The sequence below is a fragment of the Bacillus sp. FSL R9-9497 genome (genome assembly GCF_038005805.1).
Lineage (GTDB): Bacteria > Bacillota > Bacilli > Bacillales > Bacillaceae_G > Bacillus_A > Bacillus_A cereus.
Map to the genome: position 1 here is coordinate 1,627,376 of NZ_JBBOTY010000001.1, position 15,508 is coordinate 1,642,883.

Below are 15,508 nucleotides of genomic sequence, written 5' to 3' on the forward strand. Positions count from 1 at the left end.
AGAAGTAGAAAATTCTTATTTTTTCAGCTCATGTAAAATAAAGGATATAAGAAATTTATAATAAGTAATCTGAAAGAAGAAAAATGCCACTTCAAAAGAGAAGTAGCATTTCTTATATTTCCTCTAAGCTATTAACTGGAACAGTTAATTCGCGTCCTGGGTTTTTTACTTCATATATGCGGGCGGTTTCATTGCTTTCATCGACGTGTTGAATCATAACAGGCATGCCTTGAAAATTGACATTGGCTTGTTCTGCTGACATAGAAAGCTCTATTGCACGTTGTATATTCATTTATATTCCTCCCATCATTATTATCTTTGCTAAAAAAGAGGAATAATATACCATTTAGAGACATTCTTAAAGTTTTTGTATTATTTGTAATATTTCTTTAATAAATGCAGAGAAAATAGAATCTGGATAAGATTGTATCATTTCATTTGCTTTTGTTGCTTCTTCAAGAGCTCTTGTTTTATCATTTAGTTTGACGTAACAAAGTGCACGATATGCACCAGCTGTTGTAAGCCACGCTTGATCCAGTGGATGGTTCATATAATCCGGTATAATACCACGTTGCAATGCTTGTAAAGCTTCTTCGTAACGTTTTAATCCGTACAAAGCCTTTCCTTTTTCAAGATAGTACAGTCCATCGTCTTGAAAAATTGGCTCATCTTTTAGTTTTTCTCGAAATTGTTCTAGATGTTTTAATGCGATTGTATATTCATTAGTAATTGTGTTGTAATAGTAAGCTTTTAAAATATCAATAATTGCGATGGATAGAATATCTTCTGTAAAAATGGCAAATTGCTCAGATTTTTTTATGTAATATAAATATTGTTCTTTATCAGCTGTAATGACTTTTTGGTAAGATAAAATCCGGTAAAATTCATCTGTTTTATAATACACTTGATGCTTTTTTGAAAATGCGAGTGCTTCTAATATCGTTTCTTCACATTTTTCATAATCGCCACATGCTAGTAAGATGATGGCTTCATATAAACATAACTCGATATGTATAATGAGATCCATTTCTAAATGTTTTTCCTCATAATCATTTCTAATATAATATATAAGTTGTAAACATTCAGCATACTTTTTACGCGTGAATATCGCAAAAGATAATTTTAATTTTGTTTCTGTACTGTCGCGATATAACTTATATTTTTCAAAAATAGAAACAGCTTTTTCTACGTAAGATTCAATGTTGTAATCTTTCATAATCGTCGCAGCAGTTACAAATTGTTTGTATAAGCGAGCTGTATTTAAAGTAGAAGGTAGCTCTGTTTGAACGATAGGTAGTAAAGTCTTGTATACTTCATCGCATTTATTTGCTTTTATTAATGGCTCCATTTTTTGAATGAGTTCCACAATTTCTCCTTCATCTTCTTCTAATAAAAAGCTCATTTCACATTCAAGTTTTTCCGCAATATATTGTAATGTTTTCATAGAAGGTGTAGCTTTTCCATTTTCAATTTGACTAAGCATACTTTTTGTCAGTTCCAAACCTGCCAGCTCTGTTTGTGTAAGCTTTTTTTCTTTTCTTAATGCTTTAATTTTTTCGCCGAGAGTTGCCATATTATTGCTCCTTTATATTTAAAAAGTTAAATTATATTTAACTTTATGTTGTGAAAATCGGAAAGTTGATTATATAATAAGTTTAACACAATTTAACTTTTAAGGGGAGAGAGTCAAAAATGGGAGATATAAGTATAGGACAACATGATTCAAGAATGAAGATTGCAACGAGAAACATCATTTTAATGATGATTGGAAAAATGACGTCTTTATTAGGCGCAGGTATTTATACGTTCGCAATGGGGTTATACGTATTAAAGACTACTGGTTCAGGGATGGGGTTTGCAACTACGCTCGTTTGCGGATCACTTCCAAGGATGATCTGTGGTCCAATTGCTGGTGCTGTAGCAGATCGCGTCAATCGAAAATGGCTTGTCATTGGTACTGATTTATTAAGTAGTTTAACGATGCTTAGTATGTTTATTCTTGCTACTATATTTGGACCATCACTTCTTTTTATTTATATTTCAGCAGCATTATTATCAATTTGTGCAAGTTTTTATTCCGTTGCATTAACTTCGTCTATTCCGAGTTTAGTAGATGAAGGACGTATTCAAAAAGCGAGTGCTTTAAATCAAACGGCGGCTTCTTTATCAAATATTTTAGGGCCGATTATTGGCGGAGTTGTATTTGGTTTCTTTTCAATTCAGTCGTTCTTTTTGTTGAATAGCATTACATTCTTTTTAGCGGTTATTTTGCAATTATTTATTGTATTTGATTTATATAAAAAAGAAGTGGCTGAGAGTAAAGAGCATTTCTTGACGAGTATAAAAGAAGGTTTTTCATATATAAAACGAAAACATGAAATATATGGTTTAATGAAAATAGCATTGTGGGTAAACTTTTTTGCGTGTGGTCTAACCGTTGCACTTCCATACATTATCGTACATACATTGTATTTATCTTCAAAGCAACTTGGTACTGTAGAGGGAATGTTAGCAGTCGGGATGTTAATTGGTGCGATTGCTTTATCGGTGCGTAAAGAAGTGAATAATCCGTTTCGTTCAATTTATACTGGACTGTTTTTGTTTGCAGGTTTAAGTTTATGTACAGTCTTTCCGTTGTTAGTTATCATTCCAAAAGTAGCAAGTTTTATTTACTATATTGCTTTTATGATGTTAACTGGTATAGCAATTATGATTGTAAACATTCCAATGCAAGTACATATGCAAAAAACGACAGATCCGAGCTACCTAGGGCGTGTGTTTGGCCTACTTGAAACAATTGCGACTGCAATCGCACCACTTGGTATGATTGTATATGGACTACTATTAGATATGTTGCCAACTAGCATTGTTATGATGACAATAGGCGGAGGTTTATTGTTAGTTGTATTAGTTGGAGTAAAGCAACATATGGCGAAAAAACAACTAGATGTGTCCGCTTAAAAATAAGAAAATAATAAAAATTTGACTTATCATTATAAAAATGACTAAATTAGTATTTTAGTTTTTGAAACTCTTTTTCATGTATGTTAAAGTAAAGTGAGCTTGCAAAGAAAAGGAGACAACAGCATGAAAAAATTAAGTTTTGCTATGCTTTTTCTATTAGTCGTAATGGCTGGATGTAGCAATTATGACACATATATTGAAACAGGTATGCAATCATTGAAAGATGAAAAGTATAGTGATGCAACAATGTGGTTCGAAAAAGCAGAAAAAGAGAAATCAGGAAATGAAGCGAAATCATATAAAGAAGTTGCTGAGAAAATGGATCACGGAGCAACAGCATTAAAAGACGGTAAGTATTTAGAAGCGAAAGACATTGCAAATGAAGTGTTACAAAAGAAAAAAGATGATGAACTTGAAAAAGCTGTAACATCAAATGCAGAGAATATGCTTCAAAAAGCAAAAGATGTGGAAGAGAAAGTAAATGAAAGAGTGGCAAAGCGTAGAAAGGTAGAAGAAGAGGGAATCGATAAAATTATTAAAGCTGTCGATAGTATAGATGAAGTGAAAGAAAAAGAGAAGAAAGTATCAGAAGCATTAGATAAGGCTGAAGAGGCGCAAGCAAAAATTGAGGCAAAGAAAAATAAATAGATTTATAGTTTAAAAGGCTGTCGTGCATAACGACAGCCTTTTAATTTTTTGTTGCAAATGAAGTGATGCTCTGTAATAAAAAAGAAATGATTTTAGAATTCCATCTGTCCTCATGATGAATCGTATAAATATTACGCTGAAATTCAAATTCAGGGATTGGTATATAGCATATCTCATTTCGTTGTATTTCTTGTTCGATAGCAAGTTTAGAAATCAAGGCAATTCCATTACCATATTTTAAAATTTGTTTCATCGTTTCTAATGAATCTAATTCAATTTCTGATTGGAATGTAATGTTGTGCGCTAACGTCCATTGTGTAAGTAAATCTCTCGTTGTAGATGGGTTACGATGCAATAGTATGCGTTCCTTTTCTATATTTTGTAACGATACATTGTCTTTTTTTGAAAAATGATGTTCTTTGGAAAAGGAAAGAACAAGTGTATCGGGCATTATATTCGTTTGTTTTAAAAGTGGTTCATCAAATGGAGCAGCGGAAATTATCCCAAGATCGATTTCGTGATTTTGTAGCATCATTCGAATTTCAGGGGCTGTTTTCACTAGTAGCGTTATTTTTATATTGGGAAATTCACATTGAAATTGATGAACGACTGCTGGCAAAAGATAAGTCGCTGGTACATAACTAGCGCCAATTGTTATAGCACCTTTATGAAAATCTTTAAACTCTTGCGTGACACGTCTAGCTTCTTTCATAAGTGCATCTATTTTACAAGCATAATGGTGCAAAGCCTCACCAGCCTCTGTTAAGAAATACCTTCCAGAACGTAATTCGAATAAAGACACACCGAGTTCTTCTTCTAAGCTTTTTATATGAAAAGTAATAGTTGGTTGTTTAACGCCAAGTTTTTCTGCAACGATTGTAAGCTTTTGGTATTTCTTAATAAGTACTACAATTTCTAATTTTAAGAGATTCATTATGAATTGCCGCCTTTTTTATTTTAACTATAGAAAAAATCTATAGAAATAAATAGTTTATTAGAAGTTTTTTAATTTAATCTTTACAGTGCATTAACATTCAGTATAAATCTTCCATATAGAATGAAAGCAGGTTAAGAATGAGGGGAGAGAGGTGAGACGATGGATATTAAAATTAATGGATTAGAAAAAACATTTGGAAAAATACAAGCGTTAAAGCCGTTGCAGATTGTAATGAAAAAAGGGGAATTCACTACACTTTTAGGACCTTCGGGATGTGGGAAAACGACTTTACTTAGAATGATAGCAGGACTTGAAGAACCGGATAAGGGAGAAATATATTTTGGAGACCAGTGCATGTATTCTGCTACAAAAAAGATAAAGACATCTCCTCATGAACGGAATATCGGTATGGTATTTCAAGATTTTGCTTTATGGCCGCACATGACTGTTTTTGAAAATGTTGCATTTGGTTTAAGAGCTACAAAGCAAACGAATCATTTACGAGAAAAAGTAGAGGATGCGATAAAGCGAGTTCGCCTGCAAGGTATGGAGAAAAGGTATCCACACGAACTTTCTGGTGGACAGCAACAACGTGTCGCATTCGCTAGAGCAATTGTAACAAAACCTCATTTTATTTTGTTTGATGAACCGCTAAGTGCACTCGATGCAATTTTGCGAGAAGAAATGAGAATAGAGCTTATGGATATCGTTCATTCCATTGGTTTAACTGCACTGTATGTCACTCACGATCAAACAGAAGCAATGTCAATGTCAGACCAAATTATTGTCATGAAACAAGGAGAAGTATTACAAAAAGGAACACCGGAAGATATTTATGTGAAACCGTCTCATGAATTTGTTGCCAAATTTGTTGGTAAGGCGAATTGGCTTGTAGAGGGTGAAAAAATGATTCGTCCAGAGCATGTGAGTTGGACAAAAAATGATGTGTGCGAAATGTATACAGGTGAAATTCAGCACGTTACATACGTAGGAGAGCGTTATGAAGTGAAAGTAAATATGGGGACTTTAGGCATCTGGACAGCCTATCACAATAGTAAGCTAAGCATCGGGAAACCAGTATCGTTATATGTACCCAAAAAATGTATTCATCATATAGGGGGAGAATCGTATGAAGAAATTCAGTTCGCTTAAGTCTTTATTTGTATTTACTTTACTATTTTCTACTGTAGTAACAGGTTGTAGTTCAAAGACAGGTAATGCAGATGCAAAAAGTAAAAATATGAATGAAAAGAAAATTGTTGTATATAGTGCAGGGCCAAAAGGGTTAGCAGAAAAAATTCAAAAAGACTTTGAAAAGAAAACTGGTATAAAGGTGGAAATGTTTCAAGGGACAACTGGTAAAATTTTAGCGAGAATGGAAGCTGAAAAGAAAAATCCAGTCGTTGACGTTGTCGTACTCGCTTCCTTACCAGCGATGGAAGGATTAAAGAAAGAGGGTCAAACGTTAGCTTATAAAGAGGCGAAACAAGCTGATAAGCTGCGTTCTGAATGGTCAGATGATAAAGGCCATTATTTCGGGTATAGTGCTTCAGCATTAGGGATTGTATACAATACAAAAAATGTGAAGACGGCGCCTGAAGATTGGAGCGATATAACGAAAGGAGAATGGAAAGGGAAAGTGAATCTTCCAGATCCAGCACTTTCAGGTTCAGCTTTAGACTTTGTAACAGGATACGTGAAAAAGAATGGACAAGATGGATGGAATTTATTTGAGCAGCTTAAGAAAAATGAAGTTACAGTAGCAGGAGCAAACCAGGAAGCGTTAGACCCAGTTGTAACAGGTGCGAAAGATATGGTCATTGCGGGTGTTGATTATATGACGTATAGCGCAAAAGCAAAGGGTGAACCTGTTGATATCGTATATCCAAAAAGCGGAACAGTTATTAGCCCACGTGCAGCGGGGATTATGAAGGATAGTAAAAATGTTGAAGGTGCAAAAGAGTTTATTGATTATTTATTATCCGATGATGTACAAAAACAAGTTTCTAAAGCGTATTTATTGCCTGGTAGAACAGATATAAAAGCTGAAAATAGACCAAATGTAGAAGAGATTCCAGTATTAAATATTGATTGGAAAACAGTTGAGAAAGAGCAAGATGAAATAGGGAAACAATTTAAGAAAGTATTTCAATAAGATGGTGATTCCATGGTAAATCGATTCGTATCAGTAAGACAAGTTGGAATGACGATAGCGTTATTACTTGTCGCGATGTTAATCGTCATTCCACTTTTTCTTATTTTATTTTCTAGTGTATATGAAAATAGCAGTTGGAATTTTTTAAAGCCTTTTGAAGTGATGCAGAGTGGTGGATTAGCGGGGATTTTTCTAAATTCGATGCTTCTAGGTGTACTCGTTGTAATAGGTGCTACAATATTTGCATTTCCATTGGCATTTATTATGAGCAAAACAGATGTAGGAAAGTATAGTAAGTTAGATATTGTTTTTATGATTCCATTTATGACACCGCCGTATATTGGATCGATGGGCTGGATTTTGTTCATGCAACCTAACGGCTATTTTGAACAATTTTTCCCGATGCTAAAGACAGTTTCATCATCGTTTTTTAGTTTAGGAGGTATGGTCTTAATTATGAGTCTGCATTTATTCCCATTCCTTTATTTCATGCTGAAAAACACGTTACTTCAGATTGGGAGTAGTAAAGAAGAAGCTGCAGCAGTTCATGGCGGAAGTTTTTTCTATCGCTTAAGAAAAATAATATTGCCGTTATTAGTATCAAGTTATGTAATGGGTGCTTTACTCATTTTCGTAAAGACGATTGCTGAATTTGGAACACCGGCTACATTCGGACGTAGAATAGGATTCCACGTGTTAACATCAGAAATTCATAAATTTATTTCGAGTTGGCCAATTGATTTCAGTAGTGCAACAGCATTATCTTCTTTATTACTTAGTGCTTGTATGCTCATTTGGTATATGCAAAATGTATTGAATCGAAAGTATTCATATGCAATGGTTAGTGGAAAAGGTGTGAAATCTAAAAGATATACTTTGTCTATATTTACGCGCGTTGTAGCATGGATGTATGTAATTGGTTTATTAATCGTATCAATTGGAATTCCATACTTTTCTATACTTATTGCTTCTTTTTCAAAATTAAGAGGCGGCGGTTTACATGTAAATAACTTTACAACAAGCCATTATGAGGCATTGTTTACAATGGGATCTCCGGGATTAGAGGCTTTATGGAATAGTTTTCTTTTTTCACTCGTAACAGCGATTATTGCGGTAATTATTGGAGTCTTTTTGGCACTTATGATTCGAAAAGGGAAAAAAAACTCTGAAAAATGGCTTGATATGTGCGGTATGTTACCGAATATGGTACCAGGAATCGTTATGGTTGTAGGTCTTATTCTATTTTGGAATTCACCATATATGCCTATGTCAATTTATAATACACCAATTATGGTTATCATAACGTATGTTATTCTGTTTTTACCTTACACGGTGCAATATGTAAAATCATCACTCGGACAAATTGATGATTCTCTCGTACAGGCAGGAAGTATTTTTTCGGGAAATTATATTTATATTTTTAGAAAAATAATATTGCCTCTTATTATCCCAGGCATTCTTGCCGGATGGGCGATGACATTTACAATTTCAATAAGAGAGTTAGTAGCATCACTTCTCGTATTACCTCCATCAGTAGAAACGTCAGCAACGTTTATTTTTGCTCAATTTGAACAGGGTGAAGTATCTATAGGAATGGCGATGGCCGTTGTTTCTGTTGGACTTACAACAATGTGCTTATTACTGCTGCAACATATGGAGCAAACACGAAAAGGGGTAGCATGATGAGAATGGAAGTATGGGGAGGAGCAGGGGAGTACGGTCGCTCCTGCTATTTTGTAAAAAATAAAGAGACGAAAATAGTATTTGATTGTGGTATTAATCGATCATATGAGAATAGTTATCCAAAAATAGAGGGAGAAGTTGTTCCATTTTTAGATGCGGTATTTTTATCACATATTCATGAAGATCATACGATGGGTTTACCTTTATTGGCGAAGTATGGATATAAGAAAAAAATTTGGACGACTCGTTATACGAAGGAGCAACTGCCGTTATATTATGAAAAATGGAGAAACTATAATGTGATGCAAGGGTGGAAGTTACCTTATAGCGACCAACATATAAAAGATTTAAATTATGTATGTATTGATGAGATTAGTAATCCAAATGAATGGATACAAATTACTCCTACATTGCGGTTTCAGTGGGGGTATAGTGGGCATGTATTAGGAGCTGTTTGGTTTTTAGTTGATATGTGTAATACATACGTATTTTATTCAGGCGACTATTCAGCAGAGTCTAATATACTACGAGCTAATTTACCTGAGAAATTGGGCCACAATATAAAAGTTGCAATTGTAGATGCCGCTTATCACACAGATGATGTTTCGCAAAATGAAAGATTAGACGATCTATGTGCAGAAATTGAACGAGTTATGCAAAATGAAGGAATAGCATTATTACCGCTGCCACAACTTGGTAGGGCGCAAGATATAGTATTGTATTTATATGAACGATATAAAGAATTTCCGCTTATAGTAGATAAAGAAATTTTGGCTGGATTTGAAGAGATGTTCATATATAAAGGTTGGATAAAAAATAATGAAGAACTTAAATGGATTATGGAGAGTTTAAAAAGAAACATAATAGTGATGGATAATGACATTAGTATGCAAAATAGTTACGGAATAGTTGTAATGAGTGATGCGAATATGCAAACGAAACGAGCACAGTTATACTATGAACAACTTCGGAATGAAAAACGGAATGCCGTTATTTTTACTGGGCATATTGCGAAAGGGAGTTTTGCAGAAAAAGTTATGAAAGAACATGTAAGGAGTACATGTAGGGTGAAGAGAGTTCCGTATAAAGTTCACCAAAGTATAAGAGACGTTAAAGAGATGCTAAATACATTATTACCAGAACATACGGTGTTAGTGCACGCTTTGAAAGAGGATACGGATCGATTACAACAAAAGCTAAGTACAGCAGGATATGAAAATGTATATTCACTTGCAATGGAACGTATAGAAGTCATTTGAAATGTAAAGGGGATAGGTATATGAAAAAAGTATTTGTATTCGTAAGCATTTTCTTTTGTTGTTTCCTTTATAACGTTAAGGAAGGGTTTGCAGCTAGTCCAATGAAACCTAGTTTTGAAGTAAAGTTATTATTGAAGCCAGAACAAGTATTAGGTGATAACAAAGAGATGAAGCAAGAGATGCTAGAACATTTCCAGGCTGGTACAAAATATGAAAGAATACAAGTGCAATTTTTAGATACTGCGAATAAAAGTTTAAGCGAGGAAGGTTGGTTTGCTAGAATTCGAAAGAAAGAATTTAATAAAGATTTTGAATTAACATATAAAAAAAGATATCCTATTCCAAATGGTGTAATTCAAGATGCACTAGAAGTAGCTAAAAAAGAAGGATTCGATAGTAATACGGATAGTTATGAGGCGGAAATAGATTGGGGATTTGAGAAGAAAACATTAAGCATTTCAAATAAGAAAAGTTACAGCGCTAAAGGATATGGGATACTTGATTTACCAAATGAACAAGCTGCTCAAAACATGTTAATAGAAAAATTACCAGGGAAAATGAACAAATGGTTGTATACAAATTGGGGAGAGGAAATGTTAAAGAATTCCCGTATTTACGGTCCTGTATTAATGAAACGATATACAGGAGAGTTTGAAAACATAAAAGCAAATATTGAAGTTTGGCCATTAAGTAATACCGGAAAATTAGAAGATGACTTCGTAATAGAAGTGTCATTTAAAACAAATGAAGAAAGTATTGCGACAAAACAAAGGGAATTATTAATGGCGAGTTTAGAGAAAAAAGGCTGGTTGTTACCGAAAGATAGTTTGAAGACAGAGCTTATTTTTCAGTAAATGAGAAAAAAGGAATCCATATTTCGTGGATTCCTTTTTCCAATATATGAGTATTAAGCTAAGTCAGCTGACACGAACATATCACTATTTTGAAGGTTTTTAGAGCGTAAACTATAAGCAACTACCTTCTTTTTATATTGTTTTACAACATCAACATGCTCCTCGTGACTATAAATATAAAATGTAAAATTCTTTTTGCCACGTTTTGCATTGATAATTAAAGGCGTACCCTCATTGTGTGGTGGTGCATAATAGCGATCTAAAAATAAACCTTCGTTAAAATCATGAATAATTTTTGATTTCTGTTCGCCTTCTACGCTATTTCCATGAATTGTAATAGTCACATTCTCTTCTTCAAGTTTTGGATGTGTTTCGTACTTGCTAATAATGGATTCAATAACAGTGTTAGGAAGGCTAGAAACGATAATTTTAAATGCTCCAAATACAACTAACATTACAATAAACCAAGTCGTCATAGTATATCATCCCCTTTATTCTATTTAATAATATAACTCATATGGTAATAGTACATATGGTGAAGTTTTGTATAATTTGTGAAAAATATGCCATTTTCACGAACGAAATGTTAGAAAAATCAATTTTGTTACAAAAAGTTGAAATCGAAGTATTTTAAAAGAAAAAGGTTTATAATAAAAATATAACTAATAACCACATTACTAATTATAAGGAAGTGTAACTATGAGTACTGTAGCAATCGTATATGGTATTATTCTTTCCACAATTATTGTTTTGTTTTTCGTTGGGGTTTCACGTTATATTCATAAATGGAAAGAAGGCGTTGCGAAATTAAATCACATTGAAGAAGAACTTAGTGATTTAATGTTACATCATGGTAAGTAAACATTTATTTTTTAACTAAACAATGTAAAGAATATCACAAAACGTGCTTTCCTAATGAAGGCATGTTTTTTTGTTGTTTAAGAAAAGAAGTATTTTTGTATAAATAATCTAATTATTACTTAAAAAGGGAAATTTATTTAGTATAATATATAATATGTTTATTTTAGGGGGAGTATCATGAGGGGATTAAAAGTTGTTGGAATTATAGCTGGAATTACTATAGTAGGCTGTATAGCTTTCTTTTCAGTGAAGGAATATGTCAATTCCAAAGAAGACTCTAATTATGTGCTAAATTACATAAAAGAACATAAGGATGATAAAACAACTTCTTTAATTGTTAAAAGAAATGGTGAAACATTGACATCAATAAATGAAAAAGAAAAATTACCGCTAGCAAGTATGTCGAAAATCGTTATAGCAATTGAATATGCTAAGCAAGTAGCTGAAGGGAAAATAAGAAAAGACGAGAAAATTTCATTGAAAGAATTAGAAAAATACTATGTGAAAAATACTGATGGTGGTGCACACCCTGCATGGCTAGATGATGTAAAAGGTAAAGAGTTAGTGAAGGGTGGTCAAACTTCTTTAGAAGAAGTAGTGAAAGGAATGATCCATTATAGTTCGAATGCGAATGCATCATATTTATTGGACAAGCTTGGAGCAGCGCGGATAAATGAAAGTTTGAAAGAGTTAGGCTTAAATAGTCACGATGAATTTTATCCAACGTATACAGGGGCATTATATATGAGGGGCTATGTTGAAAAAGAACTGCATATTCCTCAAAATAAAGCATTGGACAAGCTACGTAATATGTCTAATGATGAATATGTTAAGCATGTATGGCAAATACATGAATGGATGAAAGACGAGAAAGAATGGACAAAACGCGAGATATCGTTAAAAGCCGATATGGATTTTCAGCGTATTTGGTCAGATCGGTTTATAGGTGCAAATGCGAAGGATTACATGAGTTTATTGGAAAAGATAAATAGCAGAAATTATTTTACACCACAAATGCAAGGTGAGGTTGAGAATATATTTAAAGGAACCGTAGGAGAGGGTATATTCGAATTTGCTGGACAGAAAGGTGGTTCTACGGCATTTGTATTAACAAATAGTTTCTATGGTACTGATAAAAAAGGGAATAAGATTGAGATTGTCTTTATGATGAACAATTTGAGTGAAAAAGCATTTGAAAAACTTCTAAGTAATATGGATTACTTTATTCGAGATATTGTCATAAGTGAGGAATTCAGAAATAAATTATAATGAAATAATTTTATTATGTAAACAAAGGGGCACTTATGAAAAGTGCTCTTTTGTAATACAGGATTTTCCAATCTTATTATTGAATATAGATGGAAAATAAGAAAGGAGGTTGAAAAATGACAACAATATATTTCGTTCGCCATGCCCATTCTACATATACAAAAGAAGAACGGGAACGACCTTTATCTGAAAAAGGGCACTGTGATGCAGAAAATGTAACGCATTTATTAAAAGATAAACATATTGATGTTGTTATTTCTAGTCCTTACAAAAGAGCAATCCAAACTGTACAAGGAATTGCGAATACATATAAATTATCAATACAAACTGAAGAAGATTTGCGTGAAAGATTATTGAGCACAGAGCCAGTATCAAATTTTAATGATGCTATGCAGAATGTGTGGAAAGATTGGAGTTTTGCATACGAAGGCGGAGAATCAAATACTGTAGCACAAAAGCGCGCTGTAATATGTATACAAAATATATTAAAAAAATATGAAGGTAAGAATATTGTAATAGGTACGCATGGGAATATTATGGTATTACTAATGAATTATTTTAATTCGAAATATGATTTGGAGTTTTGGAAAATACTTCATATGCCTGATGTGTATAAATTAAATTTTGATAAAAATCGTTTCATTTCTGCTGAAAGAATAGAGAAAACAGGTCATCGGTTAAATATTTTGTAAAAGTTTATCAAAAAAAGAGGAAAGAGAGAAGTTATTGTAGAAGTATGACTTTGTAACATAAAAAATATATGTTAAAGGAGGCTGTTTACATGTTTGAGAAAGAGAAAGAAGGGCTTATTGAAGTTCACAACGTATATGAAATTGCACCAGCAGATGGAACAATTATTGGTATGGCAACAGAAGAAGAAATGGAAATTGCTGCTGAACTAGAGCTGCAGTACTATGCCCATTCTCGTTTGCTAGAAGCAAATATTCAGTTAGACGGTTCCTCCTATAAAGAGTTACTTCAGGAGTTCCAGGAGTACGAAAGAAAATCAATGAGCTTTTGGCGAGCAATACATAAGCGTTTAGCTGTGCCATGGGCATGGGTATTACGTATTGATGTTGCGAATGGCCCTATTTATGTAAGTAATGGGAATGCGTATTACGAAGAAATCGATGATGAAGAAGATTATGAATAGATAAGTAAGGAAGCAACTTTAGTTGCTTCCTTTTTTTATTTATAGAGATTGAACAGCCTCAATAATAATATCAGGCCGATCAATTTCGATTCCGTGACCAGCATGTTTGGCAAGTATATATTGGCTATGTATGGAGAGTTGTAATTGTTCATGGATCAGTTCTTGCCACATTGATTCAAGTTGTGTCGCTTCCTCTTTTGGCATGCCACCCTCAGTCAACTGAGTAATAGAATAATGAGGATCTCTACCGATAACGATTAATGGTATTTCTAATGTTTTATATAGCTCTTTTATTGAGCGAGCACAATTTTTCCACTCATATAGTTCAGAAGCTGTTGCTTTATATAACAGAGGAGAGGTAGAAAATTCAATGTACTGTCTTAATTGGTTAGCGAGTATAGATTTTAGTTTATTAGAAAGCATGTCTACATCCATTTTGGAGTATGTATTATATTTTTCAAGCCACATATTATCCGAGTCAGTTTGATCAGAAATTGGTAAATGAAGTTCATCTAAACGGTGTAAGTTCATCGAAGTAGAATCAACTAAAATAAGTGCTTGCAGCTTATCTTCATGTAACATCGCAAAATGTTTTGCACATAATCCTCCATAGGAATGACCGATTAGAATAAATGGCTCTTGAATAGCTAGTTTGTTTAGTAACATATGTAGCTCTTTTGTAACTTGCCTTATTGTACGTGGCTGATTTCCTAGCTCACTTTTCCCGTAACCTGGGCGATGGTATGAAACGACTGTAAAGTGCTGTGAAAGCTTTTTTATAATAGGAAGCCAATCATAAAATGAGCAACTCATTCCGGTTTGAATGACTACAGTTTGTTTACCACCTCCTTTTATATGTACTTCTATATTTTGCCCCATTATTTCTACAAATTTATGAATGTTAATTCCCCCTAAGCTTGAAATAATTTTTGAAAAGCAAAAACGATACACCAAACACCTATACCGAGTAGGACAGATGTACTAAGTGTAAATGAATTTTTTAAACCAATATAGACAATAAATAATAGTAGTGCTGATGCGGGGAATCCATATAATACCCCTAAAGCAAATTGACTCAATTCTTGTTTATTCCCGCCTTCAAATGAAATCCAAAATAGACTAAGTAAACTTACGAGAGGAAGAGCAGCAATAAAGCCACCTATCGTACTATAATGTTTGGCGACTTCAGTGATAACGCCGATAATAAGTGCCGAAACGATTACTTTAACGAGGAAATGCATATTTTGCCTCCTTCGCTAATAACGAAAATGCTTTTTCAATTAATTGTAGTTCTTCTTTTGATAACTGTGATTCTAATATTTTTATCTTTTCTTTATCTAGTAAAGTATGTTTTTCTAATACTTCAATTCCTTCAATTGTTAATGTAAGGTTTACCACTCTTTCATCTTTTTTATTTCTCTCTTTAACGATGAAACCCTTTTGAATAAGGCGCTTTATATGTTCAGATGCTGTGTTATGAGAAAGGCTAAGCTCAGTAGCGACTTTTCCAATTGTTATATCTTTCTCACGAGAAACGATTTGTAAAATACGAATTGCTTGGTGGGAAAGATTGTCCTCGTATTCGTATCGTAAGTGATAATAAATGCTCTCCCAATGTTGATTAATGTTGTTCATAATAATAAATCCCCTTTTTTATATCGTATAGTAAGATATATTCGTTGTTTTAGAAATAAAATCCTTTTATTTGGATAAAAAATGTTGAAA

Annotated in this window: 19 protein-coding genes; 12 read left to right on the forward strand and 7 right to left on the reverse strand. The window is 33.3% G+C overall.

Annotated elements, in window-relative coordinates; all coding sequences use genetic code 11:
- Positions 1–112: 112 nt before the first annotated feature.
- Both MKY21_RS08510 and MKY21_RS08515 read right to left on the reverse strand, forming a co-directional pair.
- The gene (locus MKY21_RS08510; RefSeq protein ID WP_001025731.1) at positions 113–292 is read right to left on the reverse strand and encodes an H-type small acid-soluble spore protein; all 180 of its coding nucleotides are present in this window, start codon (positions 290–292) and stop codon (positions 113–115) included.
- Positions 293–358: 66 nt separating this feature from the next.
- Positions 359–1,573, reverse strand: coding sequence for a helix-turn-helix transcriptional regulator (locus MKY21_RS08515; protein ID WP_341075912.1), 1,215 nt, complete (start codon positions 1,571–1,573; stop codon positions 359–361).
- 119 nt (positions 1,574–1,692) lie between these two features.
- Here MKY21_RS08515 and MKY21_RS08520 point away from each other — a divergent pair, with 119 nt between their 5' ends.
- Positions 1,693–2,961 carry an MFS transporter gene (locus tag MKY21_RS08520; RefSeq protein ID WP_341075914.1) on the forward strand — a complete coding sequence of 423 codons (1,269 nt, stop codon included), beginning with the start codon at positions 1,693–1,695 and terminating at the stop codon, positions 2,959–2,961.
- Positions 2,962–3,087: 126 nt separating this feature from the next.
- Complete coding sequence (locus MKY21_RS08525) at positions 3,088–3,612, forward strand: hypothetical protein (protein WP_341075916.1); 525 nt, start codon at positions 3,088–3,090, stop codon at positions 3,610–3,612.
- Positions 3,613–3,652: 40 nt separating this feature from the next.
- Here MKY21_RS08525 and MKY21_RS08530 read toward each other — a convergent pair whose 3' ends face one another.
- Positions 3,653–4,546 carry a LysR family transcriptional regulator gene (locus MKY21_RS08530; protein ID WP_341075918.1) on the reverse strand — a complete coding sequence of 298 codons (894 nt, stop codon included), beginning with the start codon at positions 4,544–4,546 and terminating at the stop codon, positions 3,653–3,655.
- 162 nt (positions 4,547–4,708) lie between these two features.
- Between MKY21_RS08530 and MKY21_RS08535 the strand changes: the two genes are divergently transcribed.
- Genes MKY21_RS08535 through MKY21_RS08555 form a run of 5 tightly spaced genes read left to right on the forward strand, consistent with a single transcriptional unit; the run spans position 4,709 to position 10,500 of the window.
- Entirely contained in the window at positions 4,709–5,701 is a 993-nt protein-coding gene (locus MKY21_RS08535) for an ABC transporter ATP-binding protein (protein ID WP_341075920.1), read from the forward strand.
- Entirely contained in the window at positions 5,679–6,704 is a 1,026-nt protein-coding gene (locus MKY21_RS08540; RefSeq protein WP_341075922.1) for an ABC transporter substrate-binding protein, read from the forward strand. The genes MKY21_RS08535 and MKY21_RS08540 overlap by 23 nt, the downstream gene beginning before the upstream one ends.
- A 12-nt stretch (positions 6,705–6,716) precedes the next feature.
- Positions 6,717–8,387 (forward strand): ABC transporter permease, encoded by a 1,671-nt coding sequence (locus MKY21_RS08545; protein ID WP_000248144.1) that lies wholly within the window; start codon positions 6,717–6,719, stop codon positions 8,385–8,387.
- A complete protein-coding gene (locus MKY21_RS08550; RefSeq protein ID WP_323630448.1) occupies positions 8,384–9,646 on the forward strand; it encodes an MBL fold metallo-hydrolase in 1,263 nt (420 codons plus the stop codon). The genes MKY21_RS08545 and MKY21_RS08550 overlap by 4 nt, the downstream gene beginning before the upstream one ends.
- A 20-nt stretch (positions 9,647–9,666) precedes the next feature.
- A complete protein-coding gene (locus MKY21_RS08555; protein ID WP_341075927.1) occupies positions 9,667–10,500 on the forward strand; it encodes a hypothetical protein in 834 nt (277 codons plus the stop codon).
- A 53-nt stretch (positions 10,501–10,553) separates the two neighbouring features.
- Here MKY21_RS08555 and MKY21_RS08560 read toward each other — a convergent pair whose 3' ends face one another.
- Positions 10,554–10,976 carry a YfmQ family protein gene (locus MKY21_RS08560; protein ID WP_088066895.1) on the reverse strand — a complete coding sequence of 141 codons (423 nt, stop codon included), beginning with the start codon at positions 10,974–10,976 and terminating at the stop codon, positions 10,554–10,556.
- Between the two features lie 41 nt (positions 10,977–11,017).
- Here MKY21_RS08560 and MKY21_RS08565 point away from each other — a divergent pair, with 41 nt between their 5' ends.
- The 5 genes from MKY21_RS08565 to MKY21_RS08585 all read left to right on the forward strand — a co-directional run bounded on the left by MKY21_RS08565 (position 11,018) and on the right by MKY21_RS08585 (position 13,783).
- Positions 11,018–11,134, forward strand: coding sequence for a hypothetical protein (locus MKY21_RS08565; RefSeq protein WP_001987133.1), 117 nt, complete (start codon positions 11,018–11,020; stop codon positions 11,132–11,134).
- 65 nt (positions 11,135–11,199) lie between these two features.
- Positions 11,200–11,361 (forward strand): hypothetical protein, encoded by a 162-nt coding sequence (locus MKY21_RS08570; protein WP_000108701.1) that lies wholly within the window; start codon positions 11,200–11,202, stop codon positions 11,359–11,361.
- Positions 11,362–11,538: 177 nt separating this feature from the next.
- The gene (locus tag MKY21_RS08575; protein WP_001214673.1) at positions 11,539–12,630 is read left to right on the forward strand and encodes a serine hydrolase; all 1,092 of its coding nucleotides are present in this window, start codon (positions 11,539–11,541) and stop codon (positions 12,628–12,630) included.
- A 116-nt stretch (positions 12,631–12,746) separates the two neighbouring features.
- The gene (locus MKY21_RS08580; RefSeq protein WP_341075932.1) at positions 12,747–13,322 is read left to right on the forward strand and encodes a histidine phosphatase family protein; all 576 of its coding nucleotides are present in this window, start codon (positions 12,747–12,749) and stop codon (positions 13,320–13,322) included.
- Between the two features lie 89 nt (positions 13,323–13,411).
- Positions 13,412–13,783 carry a hypothetical protein gene (locus tag MKY21_RS08585; protein WP_000461766.1) on the forward strand — a complete coding sequence of 124 codons (372 nt, stop codon included), beginning with the start codon at positions 13,412–13,414 and terminating at the stop codon, positions 13,781–13,783.
- Positions 13,784–13,822: 39 nt separating this feature from the next.
- Here the strand turns inward: MKY21_RS08585 and MKY21_RS08590 are convergent, their stop codons facing one another.
- From MKY21_RS08590 to MKY21_RS08600, 3 genes are read right to left on the reverse strand one after another with little or no spacing between them, the layout of a single operon-like run.
- Complete coding sequence (locus MKY21_RS08590; RefSeq protein ID WP_141541455.1) at positions 13,823–14,734, reverse strand: alpha/beta fold hydrolase; 912 nt, start codon at positions 14,732–14,734, stop codon at positions 13,823–13,825.
- Entirely contained in the window at positions 14,695–15,024 is a 330-nt protein-coding gene (locus tag MKY21_RS08595; protein WP_000545641.1) for a DUF3147 family protein, read from the reverse strand. Before MKY21_RS08595 ends, MKY21_RS08590 begins: the two co-directional genes overlap by 40 nt.
- Positions 15,008–15,418, reverse strand: coding sequence for a MarR family winged helix-turn-helix transcriptional regulator (locus MKY21_RS08600; RefSeq protein ID WP_001059784.1), 411 nt, complete (start codon positions 15,416–15,418; stop codon positions 15,008–15,010). The genes MKY21_RS08595 and MKY21_RS08600 overlap by 17 nt, the downstream gene beginning before the upstream one ends.
- Between the last annotated feature and the right edge of the window lie 90 nt (positions 15,419–15,508).

What these genes read in the sequence shown, in the direction of transcription:
- MKY21_RS08575 (WP_001214673.1), top strand. Translation starts at nt 11,539, where the DNA reads ATGAGGGGATTAAAAGTTGTTGGAATTATAGCTGGAATTACTATAGTA.
- MKY21_RS08550 (WP_323630448.1), top strand. Translation starts at nt 8,384, where the DNA reads ATGATGAGAATGGAAGTATGGGGAGGAGCAGGGGAGTACGGTCGCTCC.
- MKY21_RS08565 (WP_001987133.1), top strand. Translation starts at nt 11,018, where the DNA reads ATGGTAATAGTACATATGGTGAAGTTTTGTATAATTTGTGAAAAATAT.
- MKY21_RS08570 (WP_000108701.1), top strand. Translation starts at nt 11,200, where the DNA reads ATGAGTACTGTAGCAATCGTATATGGTATTATTCTTTCCACAATTATT.
- MKY21_RS08555 (WP_341075927.1), top strand. Translation starts at nt 9,667, where the DNA reads ATGAAAAAAGTATTTGTATTCGTAAGCATTTTCTTTTGTTGTTTCCTT.
- MKY21_RS08520 (WP_341075914.1), top strand. Translation starts at nt 1,693, where the DNA reads ATGGGAGATATAAGTATAGGACAACATGATTCAAGAATGAAGATTGCA.
- MKY21_RS08510 (WP_001025731.1), bottom strand. Translation starts at nt 292, where the DNA reads ATGAATATACAACGTGCAATAGAGCTTTCTATGTCAGCAGAACAAGCC.
- MKY21_RS08515 (WP_341075912.1), bottom strand. Translation starts at nt 1,573, where the DNA reads ATGGCAACTCTCGGCGAAAAAATTAAAGCATTAAGAAAAGAAAAAAAG.
- MKY21_RS08535 (WP_341075920.1), top strand. Translation starts at nt 4,709, where the DNA reads ATGGATATTAAAATTAATGGATTAGAAAAAACATTTGGAAAAATACAA.
- MKY21_RS08585 (WP_000461766.1), top strand. Translation starts at nt 13,412, where the DNA reads ATGTTTGAGAAAGAGAAAGAAGGGCTTATTGAAGTTCACAACGTATAT.
- MKY21_RS08595 (WP_000545641.1), bottom strand. Translation starts at nt 15,024, where the DNA reads ATGCATTTCCTCGTTAAAGTAATCGTTTCGGCACTTATTATCGGCGTT.
- MKY21_RS08580 (WP_341075932.1), top strand. Translation starts at nt 12,747, where the DNA reads ATGACAACAATATATTTCGTTCGCCATGCCCATTCTACATATACAAAA.
- MKY21_RS08600 (WP_001059784.1), bottom strand. Translation starts at nt 15,418, where the DNA reads ATGAACAACATTAATCAACATTGGGAGAGCATTTATTATCACTTACGA.
- MKY21_RS08530 (WP_341075918.1), bottom strand. Translation starts at nt 4,546, where the DNA reads ATGAATCTCTTAAAATTAGAAATTGTAGTACTTATTAAGAAATACCAA.
- MKY21_RS08540 (WP_341075922.1), top strand. Translation starts at nt 5,679, where the DNA reads ATGAAGAAATTCAGTTCGCTTAAGTCTTTATTTGTATTTACTTTACTA.
- MKY21_RS08560 (WP_088066895.1), bottom strand. Translation starts at nt 10,976, where the DNA reads ATGACGACTTGGTTTATTGTAATGTTAGTTGTATTTGGAGCATTTAAA.
- MKY21_RS08545 (WP_000248144.1), top strand. Translation starts at nt 6,717, where the DNA reads ATGGTAAATCGATTCGTATCAGTAAGACAAGTTGGAATGACGATAGCG.
- MKY21_RS08525 (WP_341075916.1), top strand. Translation starts at nt 3,088, where the DNA reads ATGAAAAAATTAAGTTTTGCTATGCTTTTTCTATTAGTCGTAATGGCT.